Below are 16,674 nucleotides of genomic sequence, written 5' to 3' on the forward strand. Positions count from 1 at the left end.
TTTTACGATGTTAATGTAGGGATTTTAAACAATATATCCCTAAGGCTTCTCATCCGTAAGCTCAAAACCCCATGTTTTACCTTTTTCTGTTGCCGGTATTCCCTGTGTCATCCATAAAGGTGCTTTAGCTCCTTTTAAATAGTAGTCAAAGAACTGCTGTTCACGTATTTGGATGTCTTTTCTGTTCTGACGCTTTATCAGGTTATGTGCCTCATTATTGTAGTTTAACATCCATACCGGTTTGCCCAATCTTCTTAAACCTGTAAACATTTCAATTCCCTGATACCATGGCACAGCTCCATCGGCATCGTTGGCCATAATTACTACTGGTGTACTTACTTTAGGTAAGGCAAATAATGGAGAGTTTTCAATGTATAATTCTGGCTTTTCCCATAAAGTTGCACCAATTCTGCTCTGTGTTTTTTCATATTGAAACTGTCTGTTCATACCACTTTCCCAACGCATACCGCCATAAGCAGAAGTCATGTTTACTACCGGAGCACCTGCCCAGGCAGCAGCATACATATTCGTTCTTGTAATTAAGTGTGCCACCTGATAGCCGCCCCAGCTTTGTCCCTGAATCCCGATTTTAGTGCCATCAACCCATGAGTTTTTCTTTAAAAATTCTACTCCGGAATTGATGAATTCCTCAGCAGATTTGCCAGGGTAGCCACTTTCATAGCTAATGTCCGGTGCAAAAACTAAATACCCATTGCTTACAAAATAAGATATGTTTAATCTGGAAGGAGTAGGAGCTGGTGGCTGATAGGTATATAATCCATTTGATAACTTCTCGTAGAAATATACAATCATAGGGTATTTCTTAGCTGGGTCAAAATCTTCAGGCTTGTAAAGAATACCATCCGCTTTAAAGCCTTTAGGTGTACTCCAGGCAACCAGTTCGGCTGTCCCCCAATTGTAATTTTGTTGCTGAGGGTTGGTATTACTTAATTTAACCTCGGTTTTCATATCTGTTGATACGAATACATTGGGCGAATTGGTATAGTTTGCTTTGTCGTAAATATAACGATCGGCATCTCTTGCTTTGCCTAAATTTGAATACTTAAACTTAGCCATGACAGCAAGCTCCGGGCTTTTATTGTCGCCAATATTCTTTCTGTAATATCCGTTTTCTTTAGTTGTATTGTTAAAGGCATCGAGCAATACCACTTCTTTTTTATCTAAAAAGCGAACGTTGGTGTCTAATTGTTGGTAGCGGAAAGTAATGTTGTTCTGTCTGCCAAAACCATTGGTGATATTTTGAGGAACATTTTTTCCATCTGGAGAAAAAGCCCAGATGTCGTACCTGTCATATAATAGAACAGTTTTATCATCTTCAGTCCATGCAGCAAGGCCATAAGCGTCTGGTTGATCTGGTACGTCGTTTTCTTCATCTACAAATTTAACATTTAACCCGTTATTTAGGTGTGTAACCTTACCTGTTGCAATAGTATAAGTGTACCAGTTAGATGTTTTTTTGTCGAAGTAAATTATAAATTTTCCGGATGGAGATGGCATTGCTGTTCCCACAAGCCCTTCAATGATCTTTTTTCTTGATCCTGTTTTTGTATCGACCAGATAATAATCTTTAATAGAATTTGCAGACCACTGTGATTGGATTCTGTTCCCAAAATCTGTTGATGCAAGTATATAGTTTGAATTGCCTTCGTCAATTAGTTTAGCTTCAGGTAGCTTAACATCTGTTAAAGGCACTACTTTTACATCACTATTAAATATTTCGATAGAAGTTAAATAAGTTCTTTTCGATTCCCTTTCCGCATTTTTTAGCTGCATTGGCTGCAGGTAGTCGTCCTTGTAGCTCCATATATCAAGCTTAGCATGTTCAAAATCAATAAGGGTAGTATCTTTTGGGTTTTTAATAGGGGCGATACCAAAAAATAGCTTTGTAGCTTCTTTGTTAAAGTTCAATTTTCCATCGCCACTAACCGCCCATTTAGCAGGGAACCCGGCGATGTCATTGTCTACCAAAACTTGTGCGGTATCTAACGAAGGTGAGTTATAGTATACAAAGTAGTCTTTAATTTCAGCCTTTTCGGGGCTTCTTTCTCCAAGAAATGCCAATGATTCACTTTCATCATCGAACACAAAGTTTTTGAAATTCCCTTTGCCGTTAACCAATGTTTTAAGAGTACCCTTTTCTGTGTTTAAAAGAAAAACGCCTGTTTGGGCTGTCTTATCTTTTTTGGAACCTGTGCAAGCAAACGCAAGCTGCTTGCCGTCTTTACTGAAAACATATTCGTTTACATATTTAAAAGTACGTTCTATACCTGTTGTAAGGTTCCTGAAAATCAAATCAGAACCTTCCTTGTCGTCTTTTTTTGTGGTGTCTGCCTGGACTTTTTTTGATGTATCTATTGGTTTTTCTAATTGATAAGCAAGCAATGCTAATCCATTCTCTGGTAGTTTAAAAGATTTTACACGTGCAACCTTTGAAATGGCAAGATTAGCTAAGTTGGCTATGCCCAAAGAGTCCTTTGGCATCTCATCTATCTTTTTCTTTTTAATTTTTGCTTGTCGTATAGCCGAATAAAAAGGCTTAATGGCAAATACAGCAAATTTAGAATCGGCACTAAACTGTGTATTTTCCGCCCGGTTTACTTTGGCTTTTGCATTGGTAAGCAGGTTAGTTAAATACAAATTTGCATCTCCTTCCTGCACCGAGATGCTATATGCTGCCCAATTTCCATTATTGGATAACTTTCTGGAGGCAACAGACTCCCATGCATCATACACCGTATGGTCAAGCGGTTTCTTTTGCGCAAAGCTGATTGTTGTAAAAAATAGGAGAGAGAGAAGTAGATATTTCTGCATAATTAAAATGGTTGTTTTTATCCCGGTTTAGTTCTAGAAGTCTAAAAATTAGAAAATTTTAAGACATATCCGTATTGTATATCAAATTTTACAATAAAAGGGCATATTGCGGCTTGGTGTGAACCATGTGAAGCCTGTCATAAGGATTATTTTGGTTAAATAGGTTTGATGTAAAAAGGGTGTATCATGATTTATGAAACACCCTTTTTTTTCGATTTTGCCATCTCAACGATAGGAGAGATGACGGATTCCTTGTGAGGACGAACTACTTATTCTTTTTTTGTTGAATCTGAGCTTGCTGTTGCTGACGCATATAGTCTTCTAACTTAGCACTGAATCTTGATTTCTTTTTCTCTACAACAGGTTTGGTTTTGTTGTCCTGAAGTGTTTTATGGATTTTTTCATCATCTACCATAGATTTGATTAGGAACTGCTGAGCAAACGTTAACATGTTCGCTAAGAAGTAGTAGTAGTTCAAACCTGAAGGATAGCTATTTAACACACCTAAAAACACGATTGGCATAATGTAACCAATGTATTTCATTTGACCGGTTGCACCAGAGATCTGATTATTAAAGTAAGTGTAGATCAATGTAGAAATCGTCATCAGTATACACATTAAACTTAAGTGGTTACCTAGAATAGGGATGTTTACACCAAACTTGATAAAATCATCATAGGTCGATAGATCCTTCATCCATAAAAAGCTTTCGCCTCTTAACTCAAATAAGTTAGGGAAGAAGAAGAAGAAAGCCATTACAAATGGTAATTGTAGCAGCATTGGTAAACAGCCGCCTAATGGATTTACACCCACTTGTTTGTACAGCTTTAAGTATTCCTGTTGTAACAATGTTGGATTGTCATCGCCTACCTTTGCTTTAATTTCATCCATCTCAGGTTTCAAGATTCTCATCTTAGCCATTGAAAGGTATGATTTGTAGGTCAATGGCGACATGGCTAGCTTTAACATAATGGTAAGCACCAGAATAATTAAGCCATAACCCCATCCAAAACCTTCAAGGAAGTTAAATACAGGCAATACAATAAATCTGTTGATGTATTTTAATGGCCAGTATCCCATGTCTACTTGTTTCTCCAATTCATGTCCCTGAGCCTTTAAAGTAGAGAATTTGTTGGTTCCAAAGTAAAATTCCATAGCGTAGTTTTGAGCAGCCAATTGGTTAAATGTAAGTTGCATATTAGCACCATACCATTTAATTTGACCAGGCTCAGTAGTTACCTTAACTTCAAGTTCACCTTTATCAAAAGGAACTGTTGGTATTAGTACAGCCGAAAAGAAGTGTTGTTTGAAAGAGAACCATTCGATTTTTCCTTCTTTTAGTTCTTCTTTTTCGTCTTTAGCAACACTTAAATGGTTAGGGTTTTCGCCTGCATATTTGTAATATGGAGCTGAATGTTCCTGCTCTTTTTGCCCTGATTTTTCTTGTTCAAGTAAAGTAGCTTCCCAGTTTAAGGTAATTGTATTGTTCTGAATGACCTGGTTTAAACCATTCAGGTTAATGTTAAAACCAACCTTGCTGCTATTCGGTTTTACATCGTAAACAAATTCAATGTATTTATCTCCGGAATAATTGGCACGCATGCTTACACTGTTTGCACCGATTTTAGAAGCAGTAAAATACAAATCGTTAGTACTTACAATTTTGCCGCCTATATTTAGGTTTAAACCAAACTTATTCTTGTTACCATCAAACAATATTACCGGTTTACCATCATAAGTAGTTTGTCCTTTAACCTGAGCAGAAAGGATTTTACCACCTTTGTTGGTGAAAGTTAATTTTAAATTCTCGTTTTCTAAAACGCTTGTTTGCTCTGTACCAGAGATATTGCCACCAAAAGGACCTTTTAATGCAGTCGAATCAACAGCTGGCAATGTAGCAACTGCTGCTGTAGCCGGAGTTGCAGTACTATTTGCTGTTGCTTTCTTTATAGAATCAGCAGCAATTCTTTCATTTTCTTTTTTAATTTCAGCCTCACTTGGCTTGAAAAAGTAAAAAGAACCTGCCAGAACAATCATGATCAGGAATAATCCTGTAAACGTATTTCTATCCATTATTGTTAATTAAACGCGTATTATTTTATTTTCTTCTTCGCAAACTCCATCGCTGCGGCGACAAATTTAACAAAAAGTGGGTGAGGATTAGCAACAGTTGATTTTAATTCAGGGTGAAACTGTCCGCCAACAAAGAAAGGGTGGTTTTTAAGCTCCACGATTTCTACCAGATTGCTTTCGGGGTTGATACCTGAAGCAATCATTCCTGCTTCTTCAAATTGACTTAAGTAAGTGTTATTGAATTCATAACGATGTCTGTGACGCTCTGTAATATGTTGTTTTCCGTAAGCAGCGTAGGCTTTAGTACCTTTTTTAAGATCGCATGGATAAGAACCCAAACGCATAGTACCACCTTTATTAGTAATGGTTTTCTGATCTGCCATCATATTAATTACCGGATGCTCAGTATTTTCATCAATCTCGGTAGTATTTGCATTTTGTAATCCAAGTACATTTCTTCCGTACTCGATAACTGAACATTGCATACCTAAACAGATTCCAAAGAATGGAACATTGTTTTCCCTTACATATTTAATTGCATCAATTTTTCCTTCAATACCTCTGCTACCAAAACCTGGGGCAACAAGTAAACCATCTAAATGACCAAGTTTTTCTTTAGCATTATCTGGATAAACCCCTTCTGAGTGAATGTATTGAACACGTACCTTACATTCATTTTTTGCACCGGCATGAACAAATGACTCAGTTATAGACTTATAAGCATCAGGTAATTCCACATATTTACCTACAACACCAATGGTTACTTCTGATGTAGGATTTTTTAAACGACCAAGGAAATCTTTCCAGCTTTCCATATCAGGTTCGTTTTTATGAGCCAGTTTTAATTTGGTTAATACCGTTTTATCTAACTGCTCTTTCATCATTAACAACGGAACTGAATAAATTGATGATGCATCAATAGATTCGATTACTGCATTAACGTTTACATTACAGAACAAAGCAATTTTTTTACGGATGTCCTGAGAGATATGGTGCTCGGTACGGCAAACCAAAATATCTGGTTGTATACCATACTCTAATAAGGCTTTAACAGAGTGTTGTGTAGGTTTGGTTTTTAACTCGCCAGCTGCTGCAAGAAATGGGATTAGTGTTAAGTGAATAACTATGGCATTATTAGCCCCTTCTTCCCATTTAAACTGACGAACTGCCTCTATAAACGGAAGTGATTCGATATCACCAACAGTACCACCTAGTTCAGTAATAACGATATCATACTTGCCGCTATCGCCTAAAATGCGCATGTTTCTTTTGATCTCATCTGTAATATGAGGAACAACCTGCACAGTTTTACCAAGGTATTCGCCTTGTCTTTCTTTGTTGATTACATTCTGATAAATACGACCAGTAGTAATGTTGTTAGCCTGTGTGGTTGGAACATTTAAGAAACGCTCATAGTGCCCTAGATCAAGGTCTGTTTCTGCACCATCTTCAGTTACATAGCATTCGCCATGTTCGTAAGGATTTAGCGTTCCCGGATCGATGTTGATATATGGGTCAAACTTTTGAATGGTTACACTGTAGCCGCGTGCTTGTAATAGTTTGGCTAATGAAGCGGAGATGATGCCCTTACCCAAAGAGGAAGTAACACCGCCCGTAACAAAAATATACTTAGTCATGTTTGTGAATTTCTGATATAAAGGCAGTTTTTTATGCTGTCCTTATTGTTTTTGTACGGGATACAAAGTTAGCAAATAAACCGAAGCTTTAAGGCTCTTTTTTTAAATATTCGTAAAGGAAAAAATGTTTTAATGAAATTCTTTATATGATTTGCCTTCTAGCGGTGACTAGCAATTATATAAAGGAGTACTTTTAAAGGACGAATCCATATATAGCTTTGCGTATTTCTTCTGGTTTCTCGTTTTTATTTCCGTTGTAACGCGTAAATAATTCAATTAATTTCTTCAATTCTCTTTCTGTTTCTGTTTTTTTGCCCTTGTTAGGTGGTTGAATTTCGTTATTAAAATTAGTAAAGGCGTCAACTTTGGTGGCAAACCAGGTAGTATTTAATCTGGGGATGGCAAGCCCTAATATCATACCCGGTAAACCGCTGAAGCCTTCTGGACCGCCACGCAGTAAAATTTCGTCTGTATAAAAAGCAACCACATACACTGTGTCGTTAATACGACCTATTGCTTTTCTACATTCATAGCCTGAAATAATTCGGATGTCGTGCATAATTTTCCAGTTTACACGAGGTATTGTGTCTTTTAGCAGGTAATCGTCGCCCATTATATTTTTTCTTAATACGCGGTTTCTGTTTGCGTAATCGACATAAAGTTCGTTGGTAGATTCACCGGGTGTAATGAAGTACATTAAATCCTCATCATTGTCGTCTTTTTTTTGAGCTTTATAGATAGATCTCGTACGGTCAAAATAAAGGTCCCAATTACTGGTTTTGTACTTTTTCATGCCTCCTTTAATTTCATCAGAAAGCCCAAAATCCGCCATTGTACGCACCATATTTATCCTTTTTTCGAACGTAATTTTTCCATTTGGAATGAAAAGCTGCTGGGCAAGCAACTTAAACGGCATTGCACAGAAAAGAAGAAAAAATACCGACCTGCTCATTGATTAGCTATTTTACACTGGAGTTTTTAATAAAATTACCACTTAAATTCCAGTTTATTCCAAATAATACATATCTGGGAATATAGCTAAACGTACTTTCACTTTTAATATTTCCACCAACATATCTGTTGTACCCAATTTTTTGATTAAGGATATCCGTTATGGATAGTTTTATTTCAAGCGCTTCGTTTTTTAATACCTTGGTTGACAGATAACCATTCCATATAATCACGTCAAGATCTTTATCAAAAGATGAGTTTGCAGGACGGAATGAAAGTGACATGGTTGAGTTAAATTCAAATTTGTAAGGTAGTTGTACTGTAGCAGAAAATTCATGGTCGTGAATTAAGCTTCTGCCGTCATTAATGCTACCAATAGATGATTTACCATACATAAAGCTGGCCGATGGGGTATAGCTTAAATCAAGCTTATGAGTATAGTAATTAAAAGATGTTCTTAAATTAAATTGAGTGTTTCTTGTTTTATTTCGCGTAAAGTTTAATATCGTTTGATTGTTAGAAGTATTAAACCCGAGGTCTACACCAAAGCGGAAGTTTAACTTCGGGAAACCTTTAGAGTAATATACGTTTCCTGCTATTGAATTGTTTCCATTCAGGTTGGTATAGCTGGATATTCTTTTGTTAAACTCATCAACTATTTCTGTATCAACAATTGCATTATTTGTAAAACCGTAACTAAAATAGCCAGAGATATACTGATCTGTTGAGAACTGAAAACTATTGTAAGAAAGGCCAAAGTTATTTGTAAACGAAGGTCTTAAAGATGGATTTCCGATAACCTGAAATAGAGGGTTGTTTAACTGCCTTACCGGTTGTATCTGATTAATGCTTGGCTGTTGCATGTAGCCATTGTAGTTTACAGATAAGTTGCTGTTGTTGTTTATTTTATAGAAAAGATTAGTGCTTGGAGACAGGTTTAGGTAGTTGCGATCAAAGTCGCTTTGCTGATCCAGATCTTTAAGCACAAAATTTGTTTGTGTGGCTTCCAATCCGGTGGAGATAGAGAAGTTTTTAACCTTATATTGCGTAATTATTTTTCCAACATTAGAGAAATTGATGAATTTAAAATTATTACTTAAAGAGTCTATTTTGTTGGTGCTGTTGTCTGAAACTAATCTGTAGCTACTTGATGCTATTGTTTTAAAACTATATCCTGCCTCTATAGCCCATCTTTTTGACAACGGCTCTGTATAACTGATCCTGGTGCCTATTGACTTTTGATCGTTTATATTGTCCTTATTCAGGTTCGTGTTTTCTACCCGGTTTTCATGGCCATTGTCATCATAGTATTTTGTTTGATTTATACTTTTTTCAATGTTTTTACTGGAAAGGTTCTCGGGCTGGATGTCTATTGATAGTGTCCTTCCTTTTTTATTAAATCGTTTTGACCAATTGATATTTCCATTAAATGCTTCGCTATGACCAGAACCGGTATTTATTTGAGTATTGTTACTGATAAATAAGCCTCGCTGATCTCTTGTAAAGTCATCGCTGGTAGAGTTTAGCTGATTTCTGTTTTGCTTTGCTCCAAAGGCTATTTTTAATGTTGTAAGTGAATCTATATTGTAACTATATCCACCTCGTAGGCTTTCGCCGGTATTTTTTGATCTGTCTTCTTTCCTTCCGGAGCTTGAAAATAACGATCCATTGGGTAGAAGTTCCTCAGATTTAGAAGTTCTTATATTCTTGTTTTTGTAATCGAAGCCTTTAAAATTAAGCTTTAACCCCATGGTATTGTTTTCGAACCTGTCGGCAAAGTGGCCGCCCATATTAAAATTATTGGGCAAGCCACTGGTAGGGGAGCTGTAATCATCATCGTCATCACCACCAGAAGAATACATTACCGAGCTGCCATCGTCGCCCACTTCAATCACATCATATTCTTCGCCTTTAAGTTTACGCATGGATCGGTTGATTTTAGAATCGTTGGTGAGGGTTGAGTAAGTTCCATAAACTGCAGCTTTGAGCTTGCTCTTAAAAACCCCAACCATAGCGCCGTAATCTCGAAACTTGTCGTTTCCCTGGTTTGCATCTAAAGATGCCAGATATCCATTTTTGGCATTTTCCTTTAATTTAATATTAATGGTCTTGTTTTTTACACCATCATCTATTCCAGTAAGCTCTGCTGTTTTACTTTTTTTATCGAAAACCTGAACTTCTTCTACAGCATTTGCCTTTAAATACTTTGTGGCCAAAAGTGGGTCATCGCCAAAAAACTCATCTCCATCAACTAAAACGGTCTTAACATCTTTACCCTGTGCTTTTATATTTCCGTTTTTATCTACAACAACTCCTGGTAGTCTCCTTAGCAATTCTTGTACATTGGCATTGGTACGCACAGCAAAGCTATCGGCCTGAAATACCAAGGTGTCACCTTTCATTCGTACTGCGCTTTTTGCCTGTATAACTACTTCGCTTAAGAGTTTCGATTTAAGCTCCATTCTAATGTCGCCAAGCCTAATGTTAGAGGTATCCGAAATCCTTAGATTTGTGATATAGTCGGCCATTTTAGGAAATGTTACCAGCAGCTTGTAATCTCCTTTGGTAACGTTTCTAAATTCAAACTTTCCTTCTGCATTTGTTCGGGTAGTTTTTACCATTATGGAGTCTACGGATCTTAACAATAAAACTGAACTGTGTTCCAGATTCCTTTTTCCCAATGTATCGACAACTCTACCAGTAACACTTGCTTTTTGCGCAATTACGGTAAGAAACGATAGTGTAAGGAAAATGAAAATGGACAACCTCTTCAGCATAAATTACCGTATAACATCTATTAAGAAAGCTAAAATAATGTTTTTTGACAACTTAAGGTTTTTATGCGTGGGGACAAAAAAAAGGCCCGAAATATTTCGGGCACTTTCTTTAAAGTATATTTGGTTAGAATATTCTAGGTTGTTTATTTATAAGTTATTACGTAGTTCTTTTGTTTCGTTATATAAACATAGTGTTAAATTTGAAATTATCATAATATTTTTTTCAATTGTTTTCAACAATTTTAATGGAATGCCTAAAAACGCATCAAATAAGCATTTATTGCGTTGATATGGGTTTTTACTAAAATATAAGATTTTCCTTAGTGCAGCAGGTATAGTATGTTTTAACCTTACCTTCTTTATCAGACCAGGCTACATAATTTTTACTCTCTTTTCCCAGCCGATAGATGAATCCATTCAATCTGGTTTTTTTGAGCTCGTCGAAAAATGCTTTGTCGGGTACGTTTGCATCAGCCACGTCTGTTTCATCAACAGCAGGTTCCATAAAGTTCTCGTCATCAAAGAAACGGTTAACTTCTTCCTGTAGAAATTTGATCTGGTTTTTCTTCTTGGAAAGATCTATGGTAGCAATATAATTCTTAAACAAATCGGTAGCTTTAATGTCTATATCGTAAATCTGTTTACCATCAAAAGAGGTGATGGAGAATGCAAGGTGCATGTTGTCGGGTTTGTCACCCAGTATTTGTACTTTAAAGGTGTCAGCCTTTAAAGAATCACTAAATGGCTTTGTTACAATTTTTACAAGATCTTTTCCATCGGAATCGTCTTTGTCGGTACTGTTACATGCAACAAAAAAAACGGCGCAGAGAAAAATGCAGGCAATTAACTGTTTCATATGCCATCATTTATTTTAGCTAGGTCTTCTGGAGTATCGATAGCAGTAGTTTCAATCTCAGTTATCTTGGTTTTGATCCTATACCCATTTTCTATCCATCTTAATTGTTCTAAGCTTTCTGCAATTTCTAAAGAGGATAAAGGCAGTTTGGTAATTTCTAACAGGATGGGATAAGTATAGCCATAAATCCCGATATGTTTATAAAACTGATGGGCTTTTAGCCAATTCTCCTTTTCCTGATTTCTGATATATGGAATTGTTTGTCGGCTAAAATAGATTGCTTCTCCTTTGGAATTGATAACGACTTTAGGGATATTAACATTGAAAAGCTCGATTTCTGTATGTATTCCCTTAATTAAAGTGGCTAACTGAACATCCTTTTCGTTAAAGCACGAGGCTAAAAGATTAATCTGCTCAGGATCTATATACGGTTCATCGCCTTGTATGTTTATGATTGCATCGTAACCAGAAACAGATGTTGCTACTTCCGCACAACGGTCTGTACCACTTAAATGATTGCTTCCGGTAATGATGAATTTGCCTCCAAACCTTTTAACCTCGGTGGCAATACGCTCATCGTCGGTTGCCACAATTACATCAGATAAGCTTTTGGCTTTACTGGCTTGCTCATAAACCCTTTGGATCATACTTTTACCTTTAATTTGAACTAAAGGTTTCCCCGGAAAGCGGGTTGAGGCATATCTTGCAGGTATGATTCCAAGGATCTTCATTTAAAATAATCCGTTTATTTCGGCTTCTATGGCTTGTATTATTGTTCCCAGATCTTCAGGATTATTAGTAAAATCTAATTTATCCTTATCAAGGATAAGCAGGTTACCCAGTTTATAATCTTTAATCCAGGCCTCATACTTTTCATTTAATTTGGATAAGTAGTCTATGCGGATGCTGGCCTCATATTCTCGGCCCCTGCGCTGGATATTGTTTACAAGTGTAGGTACAGAAGCGCGAAGGTAAACAAGAAGGTCAGGAGGTTTGATAAATGAGGTGACGTTTGCAAAAATGGCTTTATAGTTTTGATGATCTCTTGTAGTCATCAAGCCCATATCATGTAAGTTATCAGCAAATATATGAGCATCCTCATATATCGTTCTGTCCTGTATTACGTTTCTGTTGAAGTTTTGTATATCTACGATTTGTTGGAAACGGCTGTTAAGAAAGTAAATTTGAAGATTGAAGCTCCATCTTTTCATGTCGCTGTAAAAATCTTCCAGATATGGGTTATTGTCAACAGCTTCGTATAAAGCTTCCCATCCATAATTCTTAGCCAGTAAACCCGTTAGCGTGGTTTTTCCTGCTCCTATATTTCCTACTATCGCTATGTGCATAAACTTTTATTGAAGATCAGTAAGGTAGTTATTTTACCCAATAAGTTAAAATGATTTGAAGCCAATTAATTGTCTAACTTCTCTTATTGTTTTTTGTGCGCTTTCTCTGGCTTTTAAAGCACCATGTATAGCTACCTGACGTAAATATGAGCTGTCTTTAGAAAGATCTTCAATACGCTCACGAATTGGCGTGTTAAAAACGATCATGTCTTCGGCCAGTTGTTTTTTGAAATCGCCATACCGAATACCCATTTTATTATACAAGTCATCGAAATGTTTCAGCGTATCAGCTGGGGAAACAATTTTCATTAAATCAAATAGATTCTGGATTGCTTCAGGTTTTTTTTGGTTCTCTTCTGATGGACCACTATCTGTGACTGCACGGGACACTTTTTTACGGATGATTTCAGGACTGTCTGATAAATAGATGCAGCTACCTTCTCCGTTTGATTTGCTCATTTTTCCATTTCCGTCTAAACCAGGTACCTTAACCAGATTTTTCGAATAGTTAAAAGCGAACGCTTCAGGGAAATATTCTGAATTATATAGTCTGTTAAATCGGTTACCAAAAGTACGTGTAAATTCCAGGTGTTGTTCCTGGTCTTTTCCAACAGGTACTTTTGTAGCCTTGTGGATCAAAATATCGGCGGCCATTAAGGTAGGGTAGGTTAGTAAACCTGCATTTACGTTGTCTGGCTGAGACCTTACTTTGTCTTTAAATGAAGTACTTCTTTCCAGCTCACCCATATATGCATTCATATTAAGATATAAATACAGTTCGGCAACCTCTGGAACATCAGACTGAATATAAATTGTTGTTTCTTCCGGGTCTATTCCACACGCAAGATATTCTACCAAAACGTGTCTAACGTAGCCATGTAAATCTCCGGGAGTAGGATGAGTTGTTAAAGAATGAAGATCAGCAATGAAAAAAAAGCAGTTATAATCGTACTGCATTTTTACAAAGTTGGTGACTGCACCAAAATAATTTCCTAAGTGCAATTTCCCTGTCGGACGTATGCCACTAACTACCGTTTCTTTCATAGGGCCGAAATTAATAAAAAACCACAACTCGATCTGCTAATAATTTCTTTTTTTCTCCTTATTTCTTTAATTGGTTAATTAATTTCTCAACTCTGATACTTTAATGATTTGAATTCTAAAAATTTGTATGTTTGAATTTCATGATTAAACTTCTAAGGCAGCTGCACCGCATTTATTCTTTATTTGTTCTTTTGGTTTTTTCGGCCGTGTTTTACCCATTTTATTATCTTGCTTCGAGAAATCCAAAGTATTACGACCTGATGAACAAACTGCGCAAATGGAATAGTTTCATTTGTAGTTTTTTTATTGGCTTGGTTTACCGCATTGAGTTTGAAGAGGAGCTAAAAAGTGATCAGACGTATATCTATTGTGCCAATCACACTTCTAATTTTGATATCATGATACTTTGTGTAATTGCAAAGGGACGCTTTCATTTTATGGGTAAAGAAGAATTGCTGGCTAATCCTGTTTTGAAGTTGTTTTTTAATACTATTGATGTTCCGGTAAAACGTGAGAGTAAGATCTCGGCGTTTAGAGCGTTTAAAAAAGCAGGTGATAATTTGGAAAAGGGAATGAGCCTGATTATTTTTCCGGAAGGAAGAATAGAAGATCAATATCCTCCAAAAACAATCCCTTTTAAGAATGGGCCTTTCAGACTGGCAATTGAAAAAAATATAGCCATTGTTCCTGTTAGTATGATTAATATTTGGAAAAGAATGTGGGATGATGGATCAAAATATGGAACAAGTCCGGGAATTTGCGATATTTACATCCACAAACCAATTGGAACTCAGGATTTGGGTGTTGATGACTCAGATGTTCTGAAGGACCGTGTTTTTGATTTAATAAACAGTAAACTTGCTCATAAATGATTATAGATAAGCAAACCATAAATAAAGTTGCTGATTTAGCCAGAATAGCTATTGAAGATAAAGAAGTTGATACATTGATTGCCGACATGAATAAGATACTTACTTTTATGGAGAAGTTGAATGAGTTGGATACTACCGGTGTAAAACCTCTGGTTTATATGAATCAGGAAGAAAACATCTGGAGAGAAGATGTAGTGAAGCAGGAAATTACAGTACAAGATGGGTTAAAGAATGCAGCCAAGCACAACGAAAGCTTCTTCTTTGTTCCTAAGATCATAGAAAAATAAGCTAAAGTGTAACATTGGAGTATTAAAGATCGTCTAAAAAGAAAAAAGTGATGGAAAAAGCATTAATACAAATTACAGAGATAGGCCGTAAATACGTTATAGGTTCAGAAGTTATTCATGCTTTAAAATCCGTTACTCTTGATATTCATAAAGGCGAGTTCGTTGCTTTAATGGGGCCTTCAGGTTCTGGTAAATCGACCTTAATGAACATTCTTGGCTGTTTAGATACCCCTAGTAAGGGTACATACATTCTTAATGGAATTAATGTGAGTCATATGACCGATAACGAGCTTGCTGAAGTAAGAAATAAAGAGATAGGGTTTGTTTTTCAAACTTTTAATCTTTTACCACGTTCAACATCTTTAGATAATGTTGCTTTACCGTTAATTTATGCCGGTGCTTCTAAAAAGGAGCGCGATGAGCGAGCTCAAAAAGCTTTAGAAAACGTAGGTCTTGGTAACAGGGTTACACACAAGCCTAATGAGCTTTCGGGTGGTCAGCGTCAGCGTGTAGCTGTTGCCAGAGCTTTAATAAATAATCCTTCAATCATATTGGCCGATGAGCCAACAGGTAACCTTGATACTAAAACCTCGATAGAAATTATGGGTTTGCTTGAAGAAATTCATAGTAAGGGAAATACCATTATCCTGGTTACACACGAGGAAGATATTGCGCAGCATGCTCATCGTATTGTGCGTATGCGCGATGGTTTAGTTGAGAAGGACTATAAGAATGAAGATATTAAAACCGTATCGCCACGCCTTAGCAATCTGGAGAAAATAGGTAGTGATTTTGAGAAAATAGTATAACATTTCTTAATGAAGATATATACCAAAACCGGTGATAAGGGATTAACCTCCTTGATAGGAGGTACCCGAGTTCCGAAATTCCATTTGCGTATTGAATGTTACGGGACCGTTGATGAGCTTAACTCCTACATAGGATTAATCATGTGTCAGGACATAGATAGCCATCATCAAAAAATACTTAAAGAGATCCAGGATAGGTTATTCACAGTAGGAGCATCGTTAGCTGCTGATCCTGAAAAGCCAAAAATGAAGATACCCGACCTTCATGAAAGCGACATTGCGCTGTTAGAACAGGAAATGGATCGCATGAGCGAAATACTGCCAGAATTGAAACATTTTGTATTGCCAGGTGGAAATACGGTAGTTTCTTACTGTCATGTTGCGAGATGCATTTGCCGCCGTGCAGAGCGTTTAACGGTACATTTGGCTACCGAAAGCTTTGTTGACGAAAAAATGACCATTTATTTGAACCGTTTAAGCGATTATTTATTTGTTTTGGCACGAAAACTGAATTTAGATGCTGGAACGGAAGAAAATATATGGCTTCCAAGGCTTTAAAAAAAGTGGAAAAAAAAGTTTGTTTTGCTCAGGTTTTTTAATATACTTTTGCGAATAAATTTAGAATAACTTAATAGTAAAGAAATATGTATTGGACTTTAGAACTCGCATCGCATTTGGAAGACGCTCCATGGCCTGCAACAAAAGATGAATTGATAGATTATGGTATACGATCTGGAGCACCTGTAGAGGTGATAGAAAATTTACAAGCTTTGGAAGATGATGGGGAACCATATGAAACCATCGAAGAAATTTGGCCAGATTACCCTACTAAGGATGATTTCTTCTTTAACGAAGACGAATATTAACCATAACTAATAAAAAAGAAAGGCCCCGATCCATCGGGGCCTTTCTTTTTTGGAACGATGATTGTTTATGTATTGTCATGGAAGTGTTTTACACAACCTGAAAATCTATCTAAAACATACACCTAAAATTAAACGTTATGGGAAATTTACTTTATCTAGTTGCCGTAGTATTAGTAATACTGTGGATCATTGGCTTCTTCTTTAATGGCTTTGGCCCAAATGTTGGTGGCTTAATCCATATTTTATTGGTTATTGCGGTTATAGCAATTATTCTAAAAGTTATCAATAGGGCAGCATAATAGTATTACTGCTAATCGGTCGTT

Annotated in this window: 15 protein-coding genes; 6 read left to right on the top strand and 9 right to left on the bottom strand. The window is 36.5% G+C overall.

Going from position 1 to position 16,674, the window contains the following annotated elements:
* Positions 1-39: 39 nt before the first annotated feature.
* The 9 genes from AC6CH7_RS23395 to trpS all read right to left on the bottom strand — a co-directional run bounded on the left by AC6CH7_RS23395 (position 40) and on the right by trpS (position 13,517).
* Positions 40-2,832, bottom strand: coding sequence for a S9 family peptidase (locus AC6CH7_RS23395; protein ID WP_498265010.1), 2,793 nt, complete (start codon positions 2,830-2,832; stop codon positions 40-42).
* A 265-nt stretch (positions 2,833-3,097) separates the two neighbouring features.
* The gene (gene yidC / locus AC6CH7_RS23400) at positions 3,098-4,906 is read right to left on the bottom strand and encodes a membrane protein insertase YidC (protein ID WP_498265011.1); all 1,809 of its coding nucleotides are present in this window, start codon (positions 4,904-4,906) and stop codon (positions 3,098-3,100) included.
* 20 nt (positions 4,907-4,926) lie between these two features.
* A complete protein-coding gene (gene pyrG, locus AC6CH7_RS23405; RefSeq protein ID WP_498265012.1) occupies positions 4,927-6,543 on the bottom strand; it encodes a CTP synthase in 1,617 nt (538 codons plus the stop codon).
* A 193-nt stretch (positions 6,544-6,736) separates the two neighbouring features.
* Entirely contained in the window at positions 6,737-7,495 is a 759-nt protein-coding gene (locus tag AC6CH7_RS23410) for a GLPGLI family protein (protein ID WP_498265013.1), read from the bottom strand.
* A gap of 7 nt (positions 7,496-7,502) precedes the next feature.
* Entirely contained in the window at positions 7,503-10,271 is a 2,769-nt protein-coding gene (locus tag AC6CH7_RS23415) for an outer membrane beta-barrel family protein (protein WP_498265014.1), read from the bottom strand.
* 301 nt (positions 10,272-10,572) lie between these two features.
* Positions 10,573-11,127, bottom strand: a complete 555-nt coding sequence (locus AC6CH7_RS23420; RefSeq protein WP_498265015.1) for a hypothetical protein — start codon at positions 11,125-11,127, stop codon at positions 10,573-10,575.
* Positions 11,124-11,858, bottom strand: coding sequence for a 3-deoxy-manno-octulosonate cytidylyltransferase (gene kdsB / locus AC6CH7_RS23425; protein WP_498265016.1), 735 nt, complete (start codon positions 11,856-11,858; stop codon positions 11,124-11,126). The genes AC6CH7_RS23420 and kdsB overlap by 4 nt, the downstream gene beginning before the upstream one ends.
* On the bottom strand, positions 11,859-12,473 hold the full coding sequence (locus AC6CH7_RS23430) for a deoxynucleoside kinase (RefSeq protein ID WP_048906174.1): 615 nt from the start codon (positions 12,471-12,473) through the stop codon (positions 11,859-11,861).
* A gap of 45 nt (positions 12,474-12,518) precedes the next feature.
* Positions 12,519-13,517, bottom strand: a complete 999-nt coding sequence (trpS, locus tag AC6CH7_RS23435; RefSeq protein ID WP_498265017.1) for a tryptophan--tRNA ligase — start codon at positions 13,515-13,517, stop codon at positions 12,519-12,521.
* A gap of 140 nt (positions 13,518-13,657) precedes the next feature.
* Between trpS and AC6CH7_RS23440 the strand changes: the two genes are divergently transcribed.
* The 6 genes from AC6CH7_RS23440 (at position 13,658) to AC6CH7_RS23465 (ending at position 16,650) form a co-directional block, all read left to right on the top strand.
* A complete protein-coding gene (locus AC6CH7_RS23440; RefSeq protein WP_498265018.1) occupies positions 13,658-14,389 on the top strand; it encodes a lysophospholipid acyltransferase family protein in 732 nt (243 codons plus the stop codon).
* A complete protein-coding gene (gene gatC, locus AC6CH7_RS23445; RefSeq protein WP_048906171.1) occupies positions 14,386-14,676 on the top strand; it encodes an Asp-tRNA(Asn)/Glu-tRNA(Gln) amidotransferase subunit GatC in 291 nt (96 codons plus the stop codon). Before AC6CH7_RS23440 ends, gatC begins: the two co-directional genes overlap by 4 nt.
* A 50-nt stretch (positions 14,677-14,726) precedes the next feature.
* On the top strand, positions 14,727-15,485 hold the full coding sequence (locus AC6CH7_RS23450) for an ABC transporter ATP-binding protein (RefSeq protein ID WP_172659157.1): 759 nt from the start codon (positions 14,727-14,729) through the stop codon (positions 15,483-15,485).
* Positions 15,486-15,494: 9 nt separating this feature from the next.
* Entirely contained in the window at positions 15,495-16,043 is a 549-nt protein-coding gene (locus AC6CH7_RS23455) for a cob(I)yrinic acid a,c-diamide adenosyltransferase (RefSeq protein ID WP_498265019.1), read from the top strand.
* An 86-nt stretch (positions 16,044-16,129) separates the two neighbouring features.
* Positions 16,130-16,351 (top strand): DUF2795 domain-containing protein, encoded by a 222-nt coding sequence (locus AC6CH7_RS23460; RefSeq protein ID WP_008240955.1) that lies wholly within the window; start codon positions 16,130-16,132, stop codon positions 16,349-16,351.
* A 137-nt stretch (positions 16,352-16,488) separates the two neighbouring features.
* Positions 16,489-16,650: a lmo0937 family membrane protein gene (locus tag AC6CH7_RS23465; protein ID WP_152542334.1), complete on the top strand. Its 162-nt coding sequence runs from the start codon at positions 16,489-16,491 to the stop codon at positions 16,648-16,650.
* Positions 16,651-16,674 lie beyond the last annotated feature (24 nt).

This window comes from Pedobacter sp. GQ55 (assembly GCF_059758925.1).

Excerpts from the sequence above, each read along its gene's own strand:
- AC6CH7_RS23455 (WP_498265019.1), top strand. The coding sequence starts at position 15,495 with ATGAAGATATATACCAAAACCGGTGATAAGGGATTAACCTCCTTGATA.
- yidC (WP_498265011.1), bottom strand. The coding sequence starts at position 4,906 with ATGGATAGAAATACGTTTACAGGATTATTCCTGATCATGATTGTTCTG.
- AC6CH7_RS23395 (WP_498265010.1), bottom strand. The coding sequence starts at position 2,832 with ATGCAGAAATATCTACTTCTCTCTCTCCTATTTTTTACAACAATCAGC.
- AC6CH7_RS23465 (WP_152542334.1), top strand. The coding sequence starts at position 16,489 with ATGGGAAATTTACTTTATCTAGTTGCCGTAGTATTAGTAATACTGTGG.
- AC6CH7_RS23460 (WP_008240955.1), top strand. The coding sequence starts at position 16,130 with ATGTATTGGACTTTAGAACTCGCATCGCATTTGGAAGACGCTCCATGG.
- AC6CH7_RS23430 (WP_048906174.1), bottom strand. The coding sequence starts at position 12,473 with ATGCACATAGCGATAGTAGGAAATATAGGAGCAGGAAAAACCACGCTA.
- AC6CH7_RS23450 (WP_172659157.1), top strand. The coding sequence starts at position 14,727 with ATGGAAAAAGCATTAATACAAATTACAGAGATAGGCCGTAAATACGTT.
- kdsB (WP_498265016.1), bottom strand. The coding sequence starts at position 11,858 with ATGAAGATCCTTGGAATCATACCTGCAAGATATGCCTCAACCCGCTTT.
- gatC (WP_048906171.1), top strand. The coding sequence starts at position 14,386 with ATGATTATAGATAAGCAAACCATAAATAAAGTTGCTGATTTAGCCAGA.
- AC6CH7_RS23420 (WP_498265015.1), bottom strand. The coding sequence starts at position 11,127 with ATGAAACAGTTAATTGCCTGCATTTTTCTCTGCGCCGTTTTTTTTGTT.
- pyrG (WP_498265012.1), bottom strand. The coding sequence starts at position 6,543 with ATGACTAAGTATATTTTTGTTACGGGCGGTGTTACTTCCTCTTTGGGT.
- trpS (WP_498265017.1), bottom strand. The coding sequence starts at position 13,517 with ATGAAAGAAACGGTAGTTAGTGGCATACGTCCGACAGGGAAATTGCAC.
- AC6CH7_RS23415 (WP_498265014.1), bottom strand. The coding sequence starts at position 10,271 with ATGCTGAAGAGGTTGTCCATTTTCATTTTCCTTACACTATCGTTTCTT.
- AC6CH7_RS23410 (WP_498265013.1), bottom strand. The coding sequence starts at position 7,495 with ATGAGCAGGTCGGTATTTTTTCTTCTTTTCTGTGCAATGCCGTTTAAG.
- AC6CH7_RS23440 (WP_498265018.1), top strand. The coding sequence starts at position 13,658 with ATGATTAAACTTCTAAGGCAGCTGCACCGCATTTATTCTTTATTTGTT.